This window comes from Halanaerobiales bacterium, assembly GCA_035270125.1.
Lineage (GTDB): Bacteria > Bacillota > Halanaerobiia > Halanaerobiales > DATFIM01 > DATFIM01.
Map to the genome: position 1 here is coordinate 1 of DATFIM010000169.1, position 18283 is coordinate 18283.

The following is an 18283-nucleotide window of genomic DNA, read 5'->3' on the forward strand; positions in this document are numbered from 1 at the left end:
GGGATTTTAGCAAAAGATCAGGATGAATTAAAAATGATAAGATTAATTGTAAATGATAATTCTCCTGTTATCAACAAAAAACTTAATGAAATTAATTTACCTTTAGAATCAGTCCTGGTGACTATTTTAAGAGGTGATAAACCAATTGTACCTAGAGGGAATACAAAAATATTATCTGGAGATTTAATTGTAACTTTAACAAAACCAGAATTTGAAGAAGAATTAGTAGATATGTTTAGTCCCAGTCAAAAGAAAGAAAAAGCAAATTAGTAAGAATAAAGTAGTGAGGAAGGCAGGTATCTATGATTGGAACAATAGTAAACACAGCAGCGATTATAGCAGGAGGATTTTTAGGAAATTTTTTGAAGGGAAAATTTTCTTCAAGGATACAGGAAACTGTTATGCAGGGAATAAGTCTGGCTGTAATGTTAATTGGATTAAAAATGGCCTTTAGTCTTGATAAAAACAATGGCACTATATTGATAATTTTCAGCCTGGTTATAGGTGGAATTATTGGTGAGGTAATTAATATAGAAAAAAAATTAAATAATGTAGGAGATTGGTTACGGGAAAAAGTTGGGGATGATGAATTTTTTGTCCAGGGTTTTGTCCAGACAAGCCTTATTTATTGTGTTGGAGCAATGGCTATTATGGGAGCAATTCAAGATGGATTAAATAGTGATCCATCCCTTCTTTATACTAAATCTCTTTTAGATGGAACTTCTTCAATAGCTTTTGCAGCTACATATGGAATAGGGGTGGTTTTTTCTGCTATCCCAGTTTTTATTTATCAGGGTTCTATAACTCTTTTAGCTTCTTATGCCCAACAAATTCTCAATGATTCAATGATAATGGGAATGACAGCTACCGGAGGATTGTTGATTTTTGCGATTGGATTAAATATAATAAAAGTAGCGAAAATAAAAGTGGGAAATTTATTACCATCATTATTAGTTGCAATTATTCTTTTTGGTATTTTTTAAAAGAAAAAACAAAACCTTAAATATGGGGAATAGCCCTACAAATAAGGAGTAGAGGAGAAAGGGGTAAAATATGATTGGTTTTATAAGAAATATTCTGGGATTTTTGCTCGAAAAAGTGAATATACATATAAGTCCTAAATCTCCAGGAAAAAGTGTGAAAAATTTTAAATTAAGAAAAATATATCCAATCATTTCAGTAGTTTTAGTAGTTATTACAATTTTTAGTTTAGGATTTTTATTTAATAGTTATCACAGTAAATATCAATTAGCTAAAAACAAATTAGAGGAATTAGAAGGAGTTTATAAAGAAAAAAAAGAATTAGAAAAAGAATTATTAACTTTAAGTAGAGAAACTGAAAAGTTAAAACAAAGTTTAAATGAATTAAAAGAATATAATAATGATATAAATTCAATGATAGCTAATGATGATAACGGATCTAAAAACAAAGAAAATAAAAAAATAGAAAATATAGAACTGAGAACAGCAGTTTCATATAATTATCAAATTTTAGAACAGGGTATACCTCGAGGCGGAGGAGATTTTCGATTACTATATCAGGATACAAATGAAATGATTAAAAATATGCAAAAAAATATTAATATGATTAGAAGAGAAATCCCTGAACAAAAAGAAGAATTAGAAACTCTTGAGGAAAATGTAAAAAAACATAATGAAAAATTAGCAGCAACTCCAACAATTTGGCCAGTTAAGGATAATAAGGAAGGATATATTTCTTCTAATTTTGGTTGGAGGAATGATCCTACTACATCTGAGAGAGAATTTCATGAAGGTTTGGATATTGCTGTTTGGTATAATACACCTGTTATGGCAACTGCTTATGGTACAGTAAGTTATACAGGTTGGGAAAATGGTTTTGGCTGGGTAGTAAAAATTGATCATGGTTTTGGTTATAAAACCATTTATGGCCATCTAAACCATATAGAAGTAAAAGAAGGTGAAAATGTTAAAAGGGGACAGACAATAGCTCTTACTGGCAATTCAGGACGAAGTACAGGCCCTCATCTTCATTATGAAATTCGGGTTAATGATTCTCCTAAAAACCCAAGAGAATTTATAGGGAGGTAAATATGTTTGGAAAAAGCGATAATAAAGGATTAGACAAAGATAAAGTAGAGACTATTTTAGGAACAGGCACAAAAATAGATGGAAATATAAATTCTAAAGGTTCTTTGCGAGTTGAAGGAACAGTAGTTGGAGAAATTGAAGTTAAAGGTGATTTATTTGTTGGGGAGGATGCAAATATAAAGTCAAAAGTAAAAGGGAGAAATGTAATAATTGCCGGTAAAATAGAAGGAAATATTATTGCTGAAAATAAATTAGAAATTTTACCTACAGGAAGAGTAGATGGAGATATTCAAATGAAAACGATTAAAATTGAAGAAGGGGCCAAATTTGAGGGAAATAGTAAAATATTAACTAATTCTAAGAAAAATAAGTCAAAAAAACAAAAAGAAAATAAAAATAGTTAATTTTTTAATGATATAAATAGGTAGGGTGATATAATTGAGAGAAGAAGATCATTTAAATGAAGTATCTGAGGAATTAAAAGAGAGATATGAAGAAGCTGTTTCTGATTTAGAATTTGGTAAATTTGAAAAAGCTCAAGAAAGTTTAGAAAAATTAGTAAATGAAAAAGAAGATTTTGCTCCTGCCTATAATAAATTAGGAGTAATTTTTCTTTATAAAAAAAATCTAGAAAAAGCAGATGAAATGCTAAAAAAAGGGCAAAAATATGATGATGAATTTGCACCAATTATAACTAATTTTGGTAGTTTGGCTAAAAAAAGAGGTAATCTGGAAAAAGCTGAAGAATTATACAGGAAAGCTCTGGAGATAAATGATGAATATGGTCCTGCTCATAATAATTTGGGAGTTGTTTTGAGAGAAAAGGGCAATTTTTCTGAATCTGTAAAACATTTAAAAAAAGCTAAAAAATTAGGTTCATATTCAGTAAAAATAAGTGATGAACCTTTTTACAAAAGAAAAGGTTGCCTTGTTCCCTTAGGACTTGCAATTCTTTTTTCCATTCTTATTTATCTATGGTTAAGTTAATTGATTAAGTTGAGGAGGAACCGCAAAAATGCCTAATAAATATAACAAAGGTGAAAAAGTTAAATTTAAGAAAAAACATCCCTGCGGAGGCGATACCTGGGAAATAATTAGGGTAGGAATGGATTTTAAATTAGAATGTAGAACTTGTGGTAGAGTTGTTTCTATGTCCAGAAAAGATTTCGAAAAAGCTGTAAAAGAAAAAATTAATGAGAATTAAATTTCTTGATATCTTGCAATCTATTATAGAGAGTGCTATAATAAAAAATGATGGTTATAGCCATCTATTTTAATTTTAAATAATATAAAAACCATTCCCTTAATTAAAAAAGGGGCGTTTAGACCAAATGGAGGTGAAATTTATGCGTAAATATGAAACTATCTTTGTATTGAGACCTGATTTAGAAGAGGATGATATTGAAAAAAGCATCAGCAGAATTAAAGATGTAATTACTAATAGTGAAAGTGAGATCATTGAAGAAGAGATTTGGGGTAAAAAATCTCTTGCTTATGAGATTAATGATTATAGATCAGGTCATTATACAGTTTTGACTTTTAAATCAGATGGTAGTGTTATTGATGAACTGAAAAGAAATTATAAAATAATGGACAGTGTTATTCGTCATCTTGTAGTAAAAAAAGAAAACTAGACTAAAATCAGGGGTGGTGTTCTTCTTGTTAAATAGAATTACTCTTATCGGACGTCTTGTCAGGGATCCGGAATTGAGATATACCAGTAATGGAACCCCTGTAAGCAATTTCACTTTGGCTGTAGAAAGAAATTATAAAAACAAACAGGGTGAAAGAGATGTAGATTTTATAAAAATTGTTACCTGGAGAGGATTGGCTGAAACCTGTGCTGAACATTTAGGCAAAGGACGGATGGTTGCAGTTGAAGGAAGATTACAAATCCGTAAATCGCAAAATGAAAACAGAACATATATAAATCCTGAAGTAGTGGCTGATAATGTTCAATTCTTGGATTGGCCAGGAGATAATTCTGGTGGCAGCAGAAAAAATAATAATATGAGTCAAAATAATTCTGCTCCAAAAAACAGAAAATCTCAAAATAATTATCAAACTCAAAATAATAGCCAGAATAATTTTGAGGAAGACGAAGACTTTGATGTACCGTTTTAAAAGGAGGGATATTTATGGCAAGAGGTAGAAGTAAATCATGTTATTTTTGTGGTAATGATAAAGAAATTGATTATAAAGATATAAATACATTACAAAGATATATTACAGATAGAGGAAAGATTGTACCACGTAGAATTACAGGGAATTGTGCTAAACACCAAAGAGCAATTACTACTGCAATTAAAAGAGCTCGTTCTATTGCTTTACTACCATATGTAAAAGATTAAGATTTTTATTAAAGGAGGCTAATTAGCCTCCTTTAATTTACATTTTATGAGAGGTGTTAATAATTGAAATGAATGAAAAAGTGATTGATATTATAAAAGCAGTTTCAGCTGTGGTTTTACTGACAATATTAAATATATATATTCCATTTCTAAGCCTCTTTGTACTGATCGTCTGGCCAATACCTATAGTATTGACTGTAATAAAACATAGTTCAAAAGAAGCAGCTATAGTTATAGCAATAGCTGCCTTGATAAATGGCATCTTCTTTTCACCATTAATGGGCCTATTGGCAATTGTTGGATTTGGATTTATTGGTTTTGTGCTTGGTTCATCAATTAATGAAGATCTTTCTCCTGTTAAAGTTCTTATTTTTACGGTAATAACTGTTTTTGTATCTCAAAGCCTTATTTTAACTATTTCAATACAATTTTTAGGTTTTGATATAAATCAAATAGTTAATGAATCTATGACAGCGGTAATGGGGACACCGCAAATTGATGAATTAATTTTAACTCAAATAAAAAGTGTAATAAAATCAATAATCCCAGCAATATTATTTGTTTCTTCGGTTTTGGTAGGGGTAGTAAATTATTATATTACAATGTGGTATATAAATAGAATAGGTATTGAAAAGAAAACATTTAAAGATATAAAATTATGGAACTTTCCTAAGTGGATTATATCACTGGGAATATTAATAACTTTAATGTTTTCTCAAAATATATTTTTATTAAATTTAAATATAATTTTTTCATTTTTTGCTTTTATTCAGGGGTTTAGTGTAGGTTTATATTATGTAAATAAAAAGGGAAATATGTTTTTGAACATTTTATATGTATTCGTGGTTTTCTTAATACCTTTACTTCCCTTTGCTTTAATACTCATAGGATTAGTAGATATGTGGTTTGATTTTAGAAAAATAAAAATAAATTAATCAAGGGGGATAATTTTAAATGGAAGTAATTTTAATTGAAGATGTAGAAAATCTTGGTTCTGAAGGTGAAGTTGTTGATGTAGCTGGTGGTTATGCTAGAAATTATCTTTTTCCAAAAAGATTGGCAGTTGAAGCGACTGAAGGCAAGAAAAAACAAATAAAGCACAGAAAGAAAAAGAAAAAACGTAAAGAAAAGGAAAAAATAGCTGATGCTAAAGAAATGGCAGAAAAATTAGAACAGGAAAAGTTCATTTTTCCTGTAAAAGCTGGTGAAAATGGAAAGTTGTTTGGTTCTGTTACAAGTAAAGATATCGGTGAAAAGGTAAATGATGCTGGTTATGATATCGATAGAAAAGAAATTGATTTAGATGATAATATCAAGGAATTAGGAGTTCATAAAATACCAGTAAAAATTTATAAAGATGTTTATGCTGATATAAAAGTTGAAGTAGTAGAAGCTGATGAAAAATAATAAAGAATAAAATATAAAAATGTAAAATATAAAAATGGATTTTAATCCTTGATCTAACAATCATATGTTAGGTCAAGGATTTTTTTATTGACAGAATAAAAATGTTGTAGTATAATATGACTAAATCGTCATATGACTAAAAAGTCATATGGTAAATATATATTATTTCCCGGGAAATAATATTTTGGAGGTGAACAATTTGCCAACATCTACTTTTTTTAATCTTCCTCAGCCAAAAAAAGAAAGAATAATTGATGCAGCTCTAGATGAATTTGCTGATCATTCCTATCATCAGGCAAGAGTTAGCAATATAGTAAAAAAAGCTGGTATAGCAAAAGGTAGTTTTTATCAATATTTTGAAGATAAAAAAGAAATTTTTAAATATATAATTGATATTATGGGAGAAAAGAAATTAAAATATTTGAAAGATGTAATAAAAAAGCAGGCAGAAATGGATTTTTTTGATTTTTTAGAAGAACTATATAAAGAAGGTATAAATTTTGCTAAAGATCATCCCCGTTTAAATAAGATTGGAAATAAATTGTTTTCGGATTCAAACAGTGAAATATTTGAAGAAATTATGGATATAAATAAAAACAAAAGTATTTATTTTTATGAAAATATTCTTAATAAGGGAATTGATAATGGAGAAATTGATCCCCAAATTGATATAAAACTTACTGCCCATTTATTAACTAAAATTAATATTTTTATTGGAGAATTATTATATAAAGAAAGTGAGGTTGGTTTAGATGATATGAGAATAGTACAGGAGGTATTATATATTATCAAGAATGGATTAGAATTGAATAAAAAAGGAGGGGACAATATTGGCACTACTTAATTTAAAAGATGTTAAAAAGATTTATCAACAGGGAGAAATAGAGGTGCCTGCCTTAAATGGTATAAATATTGATATTGAAGAAGGTGAATTCACCACTATTTTTGGACCTTCAGGTTCTGGGAAAACTACATTTTTAAATATGATAGGTTGTCTTGATAAACCTACTTCAGGTGAAATATATTTTAATAAAAACAAGTTAAAAGATTTGAATAAAAAAGAATTAGCAGATATTAGGAGATATAATATTGGCTTTATTTTTCAAAGTTATAATTTAATTCCTGTACTTACAGCTTATGAAAATGTTGAATTTGCTTTAAGGTTAATAGATGGGGAAACAGATAAAGACATAAAAAATAAAGTAATGAAAATCTTAGCTGATGTTGGTTTAGAAGGACTTGAAAAAAGAAAACCTAATGAACTTTCTGGTGGACAAAAACAAAGAGTTGCTGTAGCAAGAGCTTTAGTAAAAGAACCTAAATTGATTTTAGCTGATGAGCCAACTGCAAATCTAGATTCAAAAACCGGAAAAGAAGTAATGGAAATTATGTTAAAAATGAATGAACAGTTAAATACAACTTTTATATTTTCAACTCATGATCCTAGAGTTATGGATTATGCCAGACGTTTGATTGAAATTAAAGATGGTCTTATTTCTGATGATGAAAGGAGGTAAGTGTTATGTTTTTGCTCAAATTAGCATTTAAAAACCTTACCCGCCATCGTAAAAGAACATTAATAACTGCTTCAATAATTGCAGCTGCAGTTGTTATATTTTTAGCTTTTGATTCTATTTTATTAGGTTTAAATGAAGCTTCTTATAAAAATATAATTAATTATTCTACATCTGAGATGCAGGTTGTTAAAAACGAATACTGGGAAAATAAAGATAACTTACCTTTAAATAATTTAATTGAAGAAGATCAGGAGTTTATGAATAAGTTAAGTTCCAACAGTATTATAGAAGGTTATAGTAGGAAACTTATTTTTCAGGCAAGATTAAATAATGGAATTGATGAATTGCCAATTAAGGCAGTAGGTGTTAGAGGGGATGAAATTAATAGAACTTTAGATTTGAAAAGCAAAATAATTGAAGGTGAATTTTTTCTAAATGGTGAAAAACATGCAGTTTTAGGTAAAGAATTAGCTGATTTAATGAATTTAGAATATGGTGATTATTTAACATTATTAGTAAGGACTAAAGAGGATACTTTTAATACTATAGAATTAGAAATCGGTGGATTATTAAAAACTCCAAATCCAGAGGTTAATAAAAACAATCTTTATTTACCTTTAAATATTGCTCAAGATTCTCTTAATTTAAATAATGAATTTAGTCATTTATTAATTAAAACCAAAAATAATATTGAAATAGATAGAATAGCTGCAAAATTAGAAAATGATCTAAAAAATATAAATCAGAATTTAAAAGTAGTTCCCTGGAATGATTTAACTGCAGTTTCCGTTATGACTGCTAAACAGGGGGCAAATCGAATGATTTTAGGGATTATTCTTTTGCTGGCTGCTATTGGAATTATTAATACAGTAATTTTAGCAGCTTTAGAACGCATGGAAGAAATTGGAATGATGAAAGCTATGGGAATGAAAAGAAGTGAAATTATTATTTCTTTTGTTCTGGAATCAACTGGATTAGCAATTATTGGAGGAATATTAGGTTGTGTTTTTGGGGCAGCAGTAATATTTTTTATGCATAATTATGGTATAGATTTTGCTGCTCTTTATGATATCAATATTAATGAATTTGGTATTCCAATTGTTGATAAGATTTATGGTGCATGGAAAATTACTTCTTTTTTCTTTGTTTTTATATTCAGTGTAATTGTTTCTATGATTTCTAGTATCTTTCCTGCTTACTGGGCAGCTAATAAAAATCCTGTGGATGCTATTCATCACAGATAAAGGAGGGATCATATGGGTTATTTAGTTAAATTGGCTTTTAAAAATATATTCAGACATAAATTACGTACTATTGTTTCAATATCAGCAATTATTGTAGCCATTATAGTTGTAGTTTTTGCCAGAGGCTTAATTAATGGGATGATTAATTCAACTTATTCAGATTATTTTCACTATCAATCCGGACATGTAAGAGTTATTAATAAAGAATATGAACAAAAAGAAAGACTTCTATCATTAAATCATACTGTGAGTGGGTTTTCTGAAGAAGAAGGTCTGGATACAATGTTTGAAGAATTTAATAATATAGAAGGTGTTGAAAGAGTAATACCCAGATTAAAATTTGGAGCTATAGTTAGTACAGGTGATGAATTGGTTGAAATGATGGGTTGGGGAGTTGATTCACAAAAAGAATTAGATTTTACAAATTTGGGAGAAAATATTGCTGAGGGAAGAATGGTTGAAAAAGGAAAAATGGAAGTTGTTATGGGAGATAGTCTGCTTCAGGATTTAAATAAAGAAGTTGGTGATAAAGTAACTATTGTTTATAATACAGCTTTTAGTTCTCTAAAAGGTGCTACTTTCAAAATTGTAGGGAAAGTTGATAGTAATTTAAAACTACTTGATGAAAAATTGTTTTATTTGCCATTAAGTGTTGCTCAAAGACAATTATATCTTGATGGTCAAACTACTGAAATTTTATTTGAATTAAAAGATCGAAATATGGCTGGAGAGACAAGCAATAAAATCAATGCTCTTTTATCTAATAAAGGAGTTGCTGATAAATATGAGGCAATTAACTGGCGAGAAGGTGGAGGCATAATTTCCTTTTTTGATTTAGCAAAAAACATATATAATGTAATATATATTTTCATTGTTGGCCTGGCCAGTTTTGTAGTAATCAACACTTTGATTATGATTGTAAAAGAAAGAACTCAAGAAATTGGAATGATGAGTTCTCTAGGATTGAAAAAAAGTTCGATTTTAAAGCTATTTATTTTTGAAGGAACAGTGATGGGTATAATCGGTAGTTTTATTGGTGCAGTTTTTGGAGGTATAATAACTAAGGTTCTTTCAACTGTTGGTCTTGACTTTACTCAAGCATTTGAGGGAATGGGTGAAGAAATAATAATGAGCACTATAATTTACCCTGAACATTCTATTTCAAATTTGATTTTTGCCTTTTTCTTAGGAGTCATAATTGTAAGTTTAGCTAGTATTATACCAGCACGAAGAGCTGCAAATCTAGAACCTACAGATGCTTTGCGTGATATAGAATAAGAGGAGGTTAAACTATGAATACTAATAAATTAACTAAGATAGATTTTAATATGAAATTAATTACTAGTTTTTTAATAATGATTTTCTGTTTAATATTTTTAAGTCAAAATATGATGGCTATAACTGCTGAAGAAATCATTAATAAAAGAGATGAAAATGAATATATAGAATCTGCTAGAATAGAAGCAAAAATGATTATAACTAATTCAGGACGTGAAATGACTAAAGAAATGGTGTCAATTTCTAAGGGAGAAGATGCTTTTGTTGAATTTACAAACTCTAGAGATAGAGGCACAAAATATCTTAAAAAAGGAGATAATCTTTGGATGTTTTTCCCAGATGCTGAAGATGTAGTAAAAATTTCCGGGCATATGATGAATCAAGGAATGATGGGCAGTGATTTTTCCTATCAGGATATAATGGAATCAACTAAAATGACCGAGCTTTACAACTTTGAATTAATTGGAGAAGGTGAATATAATAACCGCACCTGTTATATATTAGAAGCTACTGCTGTTGAAGGTAAGGAAGTTTCTTATTACAGGAGAAAAATTTGGATTGACAAAGAAAGGTTTATTGCTTTAAAAGAAGAATTATATGCACAAAGTGGTAGGCTTTTAAAAGTTAGTGAAGTAAAAGAAGTTGATGAATTTGAAGGAAGATATTACCCGGTGATAAGTATTATGGAAAATAAACTAAGAGAAAATACAAGTACTGAATTTATTGTTGAAAAAATTGAGTTTAATCCTGAGATAGATGAGAGTATATTTACATTAGAAAATTTACAATAATAAGGAGGTAATTATGAATAAAAAGCTTTTGATTATTTTCAGTTTTTTACTAATAATTTTACTATCCTTAACTGCTTCAGCTGAGGTTGAAATAGGTGGAGAAGTAGGGGTTGATTCAAGTGTTATTTTTAATAATAATCAAAGTGAATTTTATTTAACAGAGAATCTAAAAATTAAATTATTTATTCCTCAAACAAAAAGTGCTGAAGTAAAAGTAGATTTTGAGCTAAGGAATAATCAATTTGGTACAAACACTACTTTTAAAAAATTATATATAAAAAGAGGATATAATAATTTTAATATTAGTCTGGGAAGACAGCCGGTTTCCTGGTCATTTGGATCATTAATTAATCCAGTTGATTTTAATTTTGGAGCAGAGATTATGGATCAGTCTCAATCAGCTAAATATATAGATGCTGCAAAAATTTATGTACCAGTTAACTGGAAAACAGGTATAGAACTAGTGGCTAATCCTCAAATTTCAACTAAAACGAAAACTGAAACTAAAACTGGGATTAGGGCTAGAACTATGATAAATAATTATGATCTATCATTAAATTATATAAATGATCCTCTGGATATTAATAGAAAAAACAAAATAGGATTAAGTTTAAAAGGTGACTTAGGACCCCTGGGTCTATATTCAGCAGTTAGTTATGAAAAATCGACTAAGCAAACCATTGAAGATGAAAATATATATTTATTGGGACTTGATTATAGTAAAACAATTAATTATGATCAGCGAGTTTATTTACAGGGAGAAGTTATTAATTTAAGCTCAATTAAACTCAAAGAATTTGCAACAACTTTATTACAGGCTGACATCTCAGATAATTTAGAATTAGATGAAAAAAGATATAATCTTTTAGCAGGAAATATATCTTATTCAATTAATAATTTTTCAAGTGTAAATTTATTTTTATTAGGGAATATTAATGACAGCAGTTTTGCCTTAACACCTCAATATAAAAATCAACTACCTGGAAATATAGATTTAACTATAAGTAGTATTTTAGCAACCAGCAAAAACAAAGATTTTTTCAATCAGGAAAATGTACCACTATCCATAAATTTTAATTTAAGCTATTCTTTTTAAAAATTAATTCTATAGATAAATTTATTTGTTATGGAGGGTTTTTATGTATTTAATAAGATTAGCAATCAAAAATCTAACCAGACATAAAAAAAGAACATTATTAACTGCAGGGATTATTGCTTTAGCAGTAGTATTTTATATATTTTTAGATTCTTTAATGTTGGGTATGAGAAATAAAGCTTTATCAAATATAATTGATTTTGAAAGTGGTCATATTCAGGTTGCTAATGAAAATTATTGGGAGCAAAGAGATGAATTTCCTTTAGAAAATTTAATGAACCAGGATGGAGAAACAGCAGCAATAATAAAGGAAACTGAAGGAATAAAGGGAATTTCTCCTCAATTAAAATTTCTGGCCAGATTAAATAATGGTGTGGATGAGATTCCAATTCCTGTTGAAGGAGTTATACCTCAAAATGAAAAAGAGGTATTTGAAAAAGATAAATATTTTGTGAAAGGTGATTATTTTGCTAAGGGTGAATATAAAGCTGTTTTAGGAAAAAATCTAGCAGAATTAATGGGGCTAAAAAATGGTGATTATTTCACTTTAGTATTTAGAACAAAAAATGAGACATTTAATACAATTGATTTACAAATATCAGGGCTTTTAGAAACCCCTAATCCTAATATCAATTCTAATAGAATATTTATTCCTCTTTCTATAGCTCAGAAAGTTCTTAATGTAGATAATAAAATTAGTCAGTATGCTATAAGAACAGAAAAAAAGGAAGTTGAAGAAGAAATTAAATTGTTAAATAATGAATTAAATGGTGAAATAACAGCTTTTCCCTGGCAGGATTCTGCTTCTTCTATGATAAAATTAAGTCAGGCTCAAGAAATAGAAAGTGAAATTATTTTAGGTATTATTTTAATTATTGCTGTTTTAGGTATTATAAACTCCATTATATTAGCAGGAATAGAAAGAATCGAAGAAATAGGGATGATGAAAGCTCTTGGTATGAAAGAAAGAGAAATTATTTTGACATTTGTTTATGAATCTACTGGCATTGGAGTTTTAGGAGCATTTATAGGATCTGTATTTAGTTTTATAGGAGTTGGTTTATTTCAAAAATATGGAATTGATTTTTTTAAATTAATGGGAACCGACTATGATTTTAGTGATTTTGGGATGCCAATTATGGGAAAAGTTTATGGTGAATGGAATCCTGAGACCTTTCTCTTTATTATTGTATTTGTGATTTTGATTAGTAGTATAGTTAGTATTTTTCCTGCAATGTGGGCAGCTAAAAAAGAAGCAGCAAAAGCAATTCACCATAAACAATAAAAAGTCTATAATTATCCAAGTTGTGTTTCATCTATAAAATATTTAAATGAGATTACTAATGGTAGTGAAATCAAAACTCCAATTAAGCTAAATCTCATTCCTACTAAAAGACCATATTTATCTATGAAATAACCAATTGCCATTGGTCCCAGACTATAGATGATTGTATAAAGAGTTGAAAAAAGACCAAAACCTGACCCCTGATATTTTTCAGGGGATTTTTTCATTACATAGGAATTGATTAAGGTATTATGGCTTTTGAAAGTAATTCCTAGAACTATAAGTGTTAAAATAATCATAAAGTGATTAATATGTAGGGTAAAAATAATAAAAAAGATGAGATTAAGAGCAGTAAGTGTAGCAAAAATTCTTTTTACTCCAAATTTATCAGCAGCCCAGGCAACTCCCATTTTGGTAATGAGTCCACTTACAGCTATTATTGTAAAAAGCTTATTGGCATTAGAAAAACTATAATTTTTTGCTTCAGCTAAAGCAGTAGGAATAAAAGATTCAAAACCTTTTATAGCAAAAAAACCAAAACCTCCTACTAAGGTAGCCCAAATTATAAATTTTCTAAGATTAGGGTGTTTGAAAACTTCAAATATTTCCGTTAATTCTTCTTTAAAACTATTTTGATTTTCTGGATCACTTTTTATAGTTTTTTTGATTTTTTTGCCTTTCATAAAATAGGCAAATAAAAAACTGGTAATTATAATTCCTATACCAGCAGCCAAAAATAGACTATTCCAGGAATAACCTAGATTTTCTAGAAATAAAATTACAGCTAAAGGTGCTATAAAACTGGCTGTACCTCCAAAAAGTTCTAAAAGAGCAGTGGAAGTTGTTTCTTTACCTGTTTTTCCTATCAAAACTGAAAAAGTATAGCCTGCTGTAGTATAAAGGCCTGTTGCTCCTCCCATTAAAAATGATAAAATTGCAAGAACTAAATAATTTGGTGAAAAACTTAATAATAATAGACTTAAACCTGTTAAAAAACTACTATAAATTATTGTTTTTTTACAACCATATATATCAGTTAAAATTCCGGAAGGGAATCTGGTAAAAGCATAACCTAAATAGACGAAGGTTATTAGAGAGCCAGCCTGAGTTGAACTTATACTTAGAGAGTTTTTTAAAGGTGATAAAAGTGGGGTATATATGAATTTGGCAATACCGGAAAAGAAAAATAATATTGAATTTAGTACAAAAACTACAATATAGTTTGGATTATCTGTGTCCATTAATTAGTCTCCTCAAATATATTTTGGATCATTTTTTGAAATTTTTCTGGTTCATAATTTTTATAATCTTCTATTAGTTCTAAAACTTTATCAAGTTGTTCTTTAGTTATTTCGCCATTTTCATAAAGGTCATAATAATTGTTAGTTAAAGTTAAAGTTATTTTTTGATCTATATTATCTTTATTAAGCATCAGGCATACTCCCTTCTATTGATACATTTTCAGGATCAACAAAACGAATATGTTCTTCATCAAATGAAAGTTTGATAGAGCCGGTTTGGCCGGTTCTTTGCTTGGCAACAATTATATCTGTTTCATCTTCTGTACCTTCTGCAATAGCTTTTTCACGGGCGGCAGCACTTGTATGTGCTTCCCGGTAAAGAAAGATTACCCCATCAGCAATTTCTTCAATATTACCAGAATCTCTTAGGTCAGATAAAACCGGTCTTTTGTCAGATCTACTTGTAAAACTTCTACTTATCTGTGAAATCAAAATAATAGGAACATTTAATTCAGATGCTAAATTTCTTAATTGGAGAACAATTTCACCAATTGCTCTTGAAGTGTTTTGAATCTGATCATCAGGAAGTTGAATCATTTGCAGATAATCAATAACTACTAAACCAATATCATCTAATTGAGATCTAAATTTACGTAACCGGGCTCTTATTTGAGCGACATTCAAACCTCTTTCATCAGAGATCATTAATGGGTATTCATGCATATTATCAAGTGCTTTAGAGATGCGATTTTCTTCTTTTTCATTTGTTTGGCCCTGGGAATATTTCCAGGCATGAACCTGTGATTCAGAAATTACCATTCTATCTACTACCTCAGTTGCATCCATTTCAAGACTTATCATTGCTACTGGTACATCTCTTTTTAAGACATTTTGAGCAATATTAATAGCAAAGGCAGTTTTACCCATACTGGTAGATGCTGCTATTACAGAAAGGTGACCCTTTTTGAATCCGCCAATTAAATTATCGAGAGAAATAAAACCACTTCTAAGACCTACATCTGCTTCTCCATTTTTTCTTTCCAGGTATGATTCAAAAGAATCTATTAGGGCTTCTTCCATTGAATAGATATGTTTATCCATATCTGTTGATTCATTAGTTGCCTCAAAAATTAATTCCTGAGCCTGAGCCTGATAATCTCCAATATCAAGATCATCATTATCAGCTAAATTTTTGATTTTGTTTGCAGCTCTTAACAATAAATCTTTTTGATGTCTTTCTTTGATAAGGTCTATAGTTGGTTGGAGTTCTTCGACTGTATTAAAGCCTGAAGTTAATTTATCAATAACTTTTTCTGGCTTTTTAATAACTCCATCTTTTTTTAATTTAATAAATAATTTAGTTTTTGAAATTTGACTATCTCTTTGAAATTGATTTAAAAGTATTTCATAAATGAGTGAAGCCTGAGGATTTTGAAAGTGTTCTACTTCAAGAACATCTGCTACTTCATCAATTTTGCTTGGGAACTGAAGTAGTATACCCAGTAATTGAAACTCTGTTCTGGCTATTTCATTTTCATCACTCAAATATTTTTCTTCAACTGCCATTTAAGAAACCTCCTTTTACTACAGATCCCAATAAAATTTATCCCATTTTTTTATATTATCCTCTTTATCATTTTTATTTTTTTTATTTTGATTTGAATCATGATTTCTATTATAATTTTTCTTTTTTGCAAAGTATTTTCTTGCTTCTCTTACAGATCTTATTTTATTATTTTTTAGTGGCTTTATAAAATTATCTTCAATATATTTTAAAGAAGGTTGACCATCTCTTTTTCTTTTAACTCCTTCTTTTATTGCATACTGAACCATAGAAGAACTCAAGGCAAAATCATCTATTAACCAGCTTTTAAAAGTTTCCAATTGAGTTGGGTTAATATTTCTCCATTTAATACCATATACTCTTGCCAGGTCTTTTGTTTCTCTATATAATCTATCAAAATATTTTAATTTATCAAGATCAAAAATTTCTTTATTATACCAATCATCTATAATCCCTCTTAAATAATAGAAAGCATTATTATGATTTTCCTGACCTCTTTGTTTTTCCAGCCATTTATTTACTCGTCTTATTAATTCCTGTAGAATTTCTTTGGAAAAGTCATTTAACCATTTATCTATTTCTTTATTAAATTGACGATAATCAATATCATCAGCTAAAAAACTTACTATAGCTTTTTTTATTTCGTTAATTGAAGGAGCTTTCTTTTTAATTATATTTTTGCGATATTTCTTTTTATCCTGGAAATTATTGAAAGTTTTTCTGTTAATTAATATATTTTTCTCTTTTTTATTTTCATTAATATTTTCTTTGTTTATTATGATTTCAAATTCTTTATTGTTTTTTTTCTCTATATCGATTATATCATTGTCATTCATGTAATCAAGGGATTTTTTGATTTCAGATAAATTACATGCTAAACTTGAAGTAATATTATTTAAATCTAATTTTAGATAATTATCTTTTTTTAAATGGGTTAAAAGATAAAGAAAAACAGCAAGTGAAGAGTCAGGAAATTTTTTTAACAAACCAGCATCTATTGCAGATCTACCAATTTCAAGACTTTGTTTTTCTTCATGAGCCACAAGTTTAACTTTTTGATGTTCTAAAAAATTAATATTACCCATTATAAATACTCCTTTTTATTATTCTTATACATCACCTTAATATATTATTTCTCTAATAAAATGTCAAATCCTTTTCAAATTTATCTTTCTTGACTAATCACTATAGTTTTAGATATAATTGCACTAAGGAGATAATTATTTATTAAATAAGATCTAAAAAAGAAAGGAAGATTTATTTGATAGGAAGATATTCTTTACCACAAATGGAAGAAATTTGGAGTGAGGAAAATAAATACAAGAAATGGCTTGAAATAGAAATAGCTGTTTGCAAAGCTAAGGCTGAATTAGGAGAAATCCCTAAAAAAGCTGCTAAAAAAATTGAAAATAATTCTAAACTTGATCTAGAAAGGATTAAAGAAATAGAAAAAACAACACGACATGATATGTTAGCTTTTATTGAAAGTATTAATGAAAAACTGGGTAATGAATCAAAATATGTTCATCAGGGTTTAACATCTTCTGATATAAAAGATACTGCTCGTGCACTACAAATGAAAGAAAGTGTTGAATTAATTTTAAAAGATTTAAATAAAATGAAAAAAGTACTTAAAGAAAAAGCAATTTTACATAAAAAAACAATTATGATTGGAAGAACTCATGGAGTACATGCTGAACCAGTAACCTGGGGATTAAAAATGGCCCTCTGGTATGAAGAAATAAAAAGACATATAAAAAGAATGGAAAATATACTTGATCTGGTAAGTGTTGGTCAGGTTTCAGGAGCAGTAGGGACATATACAAGTGTCAGTCCTAAAATTGAAGAAGAAGTTTGTAAGAAATTAGGACTTAAACCTGCTCCAATAAGTAATCAGATAATGCAAAGAGATAGACAGTCTGATTTTTTGAATCATTTAGCATTAATTGCAGCTTCTTTAGAAAAGTTTGCAACAGAAATCAGGAATTTACAGAGAACAGATATTTTAGAAGTTGAAGAAGGTTTTCGAAAAGGGCAAAAAGGTTCTTCTGCTATGCCTCATAAGAAAAACCCAATAGTTTGTGAGAGAATAACAGGTTTAGCCAGAGTTGTGCGTGGAAATGTTGTTCCTGGTTTAGAAAATATATCTCTCTGGCATGAAAGAGATCTTACTCATTCTTCAGTTGAAAGAGTTATACTTCCTGATAGTAGTATCCTGGTTGATTATGCTTTGCAAAAATTCAAAGAAGTTTTAGAAGAGTTAAAAATAAATAAAGATAATATGAGAAAAAATATGGATAGAACTCATGGACTTATTTTCTCTCAGAGAGTTATGTTAGCTTTAGTTGATAAAGGTTTAGAAAGAGAAGATGCCTATGAGATGGCCCAGAGGAATGCACTTAAAGCCTGGGAAAACAAAGAAGATTATAAAAAATTAAT

Annotated in this window: 23 protein-coding genes; 19 read left to right on the top strand and 4 right to left on the bottom strand. The window is 28.7% G+C overall.

The features are described 5' to 3' along the window. From VJ881_08915 to VJ881_09000, 18 genes are all read left to right on the top strand, one after another. Nucleotides 1–270, top strand: a 270-nt coding sequence (locus VJ881_08915) for a TrkA C-terminal domain-containing protein (GenBank protein HKL76172.1), incomplete at its 5' end; no start/stop codon positions are given. A 32-nt stretch (nt 271–302) separates the two neighbouring features. Further along, nucleotides 303–983 carry a DUF554 domain-containing protein gene (locus tag VJ881_08920; protein ID HKL76173.1) on the top strand — a complete coding sequence of 227 codons (681 nt, stop codon included), beginning with the start codon at nt 303–305 and terminating at the stop codon, nt 981–983. A gap of 70 nt (nt 984–1053) precedes the next feature. Then, nucleotides 1054–2070, top strand: coding sequence for a peptidoglycan DD-metalloendopeptidase family protein (locus tag VJ881_08925; GenBank protein HKL76174.1), 1017 nt, complete (start codon nt 1054–1056; stop codon nt 2068–2070). A gap of 2 nt (nt 2071–2072) precedes the next feature. Beyond that, entirely contained in the window at nt 2073–2474 is a 402-nt protein-coding gene (locus VJ881_08930) for a polymer-forming cytoskeletal protein (protein ID HKL76175.1), read from the top strand. 34 nt (nt 2475–2508) lie between these two features. Next, nucleotides 2509–3057 (top strand): tetratricopeptide repeat protein, encoded by a 549-nt coding sequence (locus VJ881_08935; GenBank protein HKL76176.1) that lies wholly within the window; start codon nt 2509–2511, stop codon nt 3055–3057. Between the two features lie 28 nt (nt 3058–3085). Continuing rightward, the gene (locus VJ881_08940) at nt 3086–3274 is read left to right on the top strand and encodes a DUF951 domain-containing protein (GenBank protein ID HKL76177.1); all 189 of its coding nucleotides are present in this window, start codon (nt 3086–3088) and stop codon (nt 3272–3274) included. Between the two features lie 142 nt (nt 3275–3416). Next, the gene (gene rpsF / locus VJ881_08945) at nt 3417–3704 is read left to right on the top strand and encodes a 30S ribosomal protein S6 (protein HKL76178.1); all 288 of its coding nucleotides are present in this window, start codon (nt 3417–3419) and stop codon (nt 3702–3704) included. A 16-nt stretch (nt 3705–3720) separates the two neighbouring features. Then, nucleotides 3721–4194, top strand: coding sequence for a single-stranded DNA-binding protein (ssb, locus tag VJ881_08950; GenBank protein ID HKL76179.1), 474 nt, complete (start codon nt 3721–3723; stop codon nt 4192–4194). A gap of 14 nt (nt 4195–4208) precedes the next feature. Next, entirely contained in the window at nt 4209–4421 is a 213-nt protein-coding gene (gene rpsR, locus VJ881_08955) for a 30S ribosomal protein S18 (protein ID HKL76180.1), read from the top strand. Nucleotides 4422–4489: 68 nt separating this feature from the next. Beyond that, the gene (locus tag VJ881_08960; GenBank protein HKL76181.1) at nt 4490–5356 is read left to right on the top strand and encodes a DUF2232 domain-containing protein; all 867 of its coding nucleotides are present in this window, start codon (nt 4490–4492) and stop codon (nt 5354–5356) included. 19 nt (nt 5357–5375) lie between these two features. Beyond that, the gene (gene rplI, locus VJ881_08965; protein ID HKL76182.1) at nt 5376–5828 is read left to right on the top strand and encodes a 50S ribosomal protein L9; all 453 of its coding nucleotides are present in this window, start codon (nt 5376–5378) and stop codon (nt 5826–5828) included. A gap of 199 nt (nt 5829–6027) precedes the next feature. Further along, on the top strand, nt 6028–6672 hold the full coding sequence (locus VJ881_08970) for a TetR/AcrR family transcriptional regulator (protein ID HKL76183.1): 645 nt from the start codon (nt 6028–6030) through the stop codon (nt 6670–6672). Beyond that, nucleotides 6659–7345 (top strand): ABC transporter ATP-binding protein, encoded by a 687-nt coding sequence (locus tag VJ881_08975; protein HKL76184.1) that lies wholly within the window; start codon nt 6659–6661, stop codon nt 7343–7345. Before VJ881_08970 ends, VJ881_08975 begins: the two co-directional genes overlap by 14 nt. A gap of 5 nt (nt 7346–7350) precedes the next feature. Next, on the top strand, nt 7351–8589 hold the full coding sequence (locus VJ881_08980) for an FtsX-like permease family protein (GenBank protein HKL76185.1): 1239 nt from the start codon (nt 7351–7353) through the stop codon (nt 8587–8589). 12 nt (nt 8590–8601) lie between these two features. Beyond that, on the top strand, nt 8602–9867 hold the full coding sequence (locus tag VJ881_08985; protein HKL76186.1) for an FtsX-like permease family protein: 1266 nt from the start codon (nt 8602–8604) through the stop codon (nt 9865–9867). A 14-nt stretch (nt 9868–9881) separates the two neighbouring features. Then, nucleotides 9882–10658: an outer membrane lipoprotein-sorting protein gene (locus tag VJ881_08990; GenBank protein HKL76187.1), complete on the top strand. Its 777-nt coding sequence runs from the start codon at nt 9882–9884 to the stop codon at nt 10656–10658. Between the two features lie 13 nt (nt 10659–10671). Then, nucleotides 10672–11754, top strand: a complete 1083-nt coding sequence (locus VJ881_08995) for a hypothetical protein (protein HKL76188.1) — start codon at nt 10672–10674, stop codon at nt 11752–11754. 43 nt (nt 11755–11797) lie between these two features. Then, nucleotides 11798–13039 carry an FtsX-like permease family protein gene (locus VJ881_09000; GenBank protein HKL76189.1) on the top strand — a complete coding sequence of 414 codons (1242 nt, stop codon included), beginning with the start codon at nt 11798–11800 and terminating at the stop codon, nt 13037–13039. An 11-nt stretch (nt 13040–13050) separates the two neighbouring features. On the opposite strand, the gene VJ881_09005 is transcribed toward VJ881_09000, so the two are convergent. The 4 genes from VJ881_09005 to VJ881_09020 are packed head-to-tail and all read right to left on the bottom strand — an operon-like array spanning nt 13051 to nt 16929. After that, nucleotides 13051–14280 carry an MFS transporter gene (locus tag VJ881_09005; GenBank protein HKL76190.1) on the bottom strand — a complete coding sequence of 410 codons (1230 nt, stop codon included), beginning with the start codon at nt 14278–14280 and terminating at the stop codon, nt 13051–13053. After that, a complete protein-coding gene (locus VJ881_09010; GenBank protein HKL76191.1) occupies nt 14280–14471 on the bottom strand; it encodes a hypothetical protein in 192 nt (63 codons plus the stop codon). The genes VJ881_09005 and VJ881_09010 overlap by 1 nt, the downstream gene beginning before the upstream one ends. Further along, nucleotides 14464–15846 (bottom strand): DnaB-like helicase C-terminal domain-containing protein, encoded by a 1383-nt coding sequence (locus tag VJ881_09015; GenBank protein ID HKL76192.1) that lies wholly within the window; start codon nt 15844–15846, stop codon nt 14464–14466. Before VJ881_09015 ends, VJ881_09010 begins: the two co-directional genes overlap by 8 nt. A gap of 18 nt (nt 15847–15864) precedes the next feature. Then, nucleotides 15865–16929 carry a DnaD domain protein gene (locus tag VJ881_09020; GenBank protein ID HKL76193.1) on the bottom strand — a complete coding sequence of 355 codons (1065 nt, stop codon included), beginning with the start codon at nt 16927–16929 and terminating at the stop codon, nt 15865–15867. A 176-nt stretch (nt 16930–17105) separates the two neighbouring features. On the opposite strand from VJ881_09020, the gene purB reads away from it, so the two are divergent. After that, nucleotides 17106–18283: adenylosuccinate lyase (gene purB / locus VJ881_09025; GenBank protein ID HKL76194.1), on the top strand; the 1178-nt coding region annotated here is incomplete at its 3' end.

Excerpts from the sequence above, each read along its gene's own strand:
- VJ881_08920 (HKL76173.1), top strand. The coding sequence starts at position 303 with ATGATTGGAACAATAGTAAACACAGCAGCGATTATAGCAGGAGGATTT.
- VJ881_08925 (HKL76174.1), top strand. The coding sequence starts at position 1,054 with ATGATTGGTTTTATAAGAAATATTCTGGGATTTTTGCTCGAAAAAGTG.
- VJ881_08930 (HKL76175.1), top strand. The coding sequence starts at position 2,073 with ATGTTTGGAAAAAGCGATAATAAAGGATTAGACAAAGATAAAGTAGAG.
- VJ881_08940 (HKL76177.1), top strand. The coding sequence starts at position 3,086 with ATGCCTAATAAATATAACAAAGGTGAAAAAGTTAAATTTAAGAAAAAA.
- rpsF (HKL76178.1), top strand. The coding sequence starts at position 3,417 with ATGCGTAAATATGAAACTATCTTTGTATTGAGACCTGATTTAGAAGAG.
- rpsR (HKL76180.1), top strand. The coding sequence starts at position 4,209 with ATGGCAAGAGGTAGAAGTAAATCATGTTATTTTTGTGGTAATGATAAA.
- VJ881_08960 (HKL76181.1), top strand. The coding sequence starts at position 4,490 with ATGAATGAAAAAGTGATTGATATTATAAAAGCAGTTTCAGCTGTGGTT.
- rplI (HKL76182.1), top strand. The coding sequence starts at position 5,376 with ATGGAAGTAATTTTAATTGAAGATGTAGAAAATCTTGGTTCTGAAGGT.
- VJ881_08980 (HKL76185.1), top strand. The coding sequence starts at position 7,351 with ATGTTTTTGCTCAAATTAGCATTTAAAAACCTTACCCGCCATCGTAAA.
- VJ881_08985 (HKL76186.1), top strand. The coding sequence starts at position 8,602 with ATGGGTTATTTAGTTAAATTGGCTTTTAAAAATATATTCAGACATAAA.
- VJ881_08990 (HKL76187.1), top strand. The coding sequence starts at position 9,882 with ATGAATACTAATAAATTAACTAAGATAGATTTTAATATGAAATTAATT.
- VJ881_08995 (HKL76188.1), top strand. The coding sequence starts at position 10,672 with ATGAATAAAAAGCTTTTGATTATTTTCAGTTTTTTACTAATAATTTTA.
- VJ881_09000 (HKL76189.1), top strand. The coding sequence starts at position 11,798 with ATGTATTTAATAAGATTAGCAATCAAAAATCTAACCAGACATAAAAAA.
- VJ881_09005 (HKL76190.1), bottom strand. The coding sequence starts at position 14,280 with ATGGACACAGATAATCCAAACTATATTGTAGTTTTTGTACTAAATTCA.
- VJ881_09010 (HKL76191.1), bottom strand. The coding sequence starts at position 14,471 with ATGCTTAATAAAGATAATATAGATCAAAAAATAACTTTAACTTTAACT.
- VJ881_09015 (HKL76192.1), bottom strand. The coding sequence starts at position 15,846 with ATGGCAGTTGAAGAAAAATATTTGAGTGATGAAAATGAAATAGCCAGA.
- VJ881_09020 (HKL76193.1), bottom strand. The coding sequence starts at position 16,929 with ATGGGTAATATTAATTTTTTAGAACATCAAAAAGTTAAACTTGTGGCT.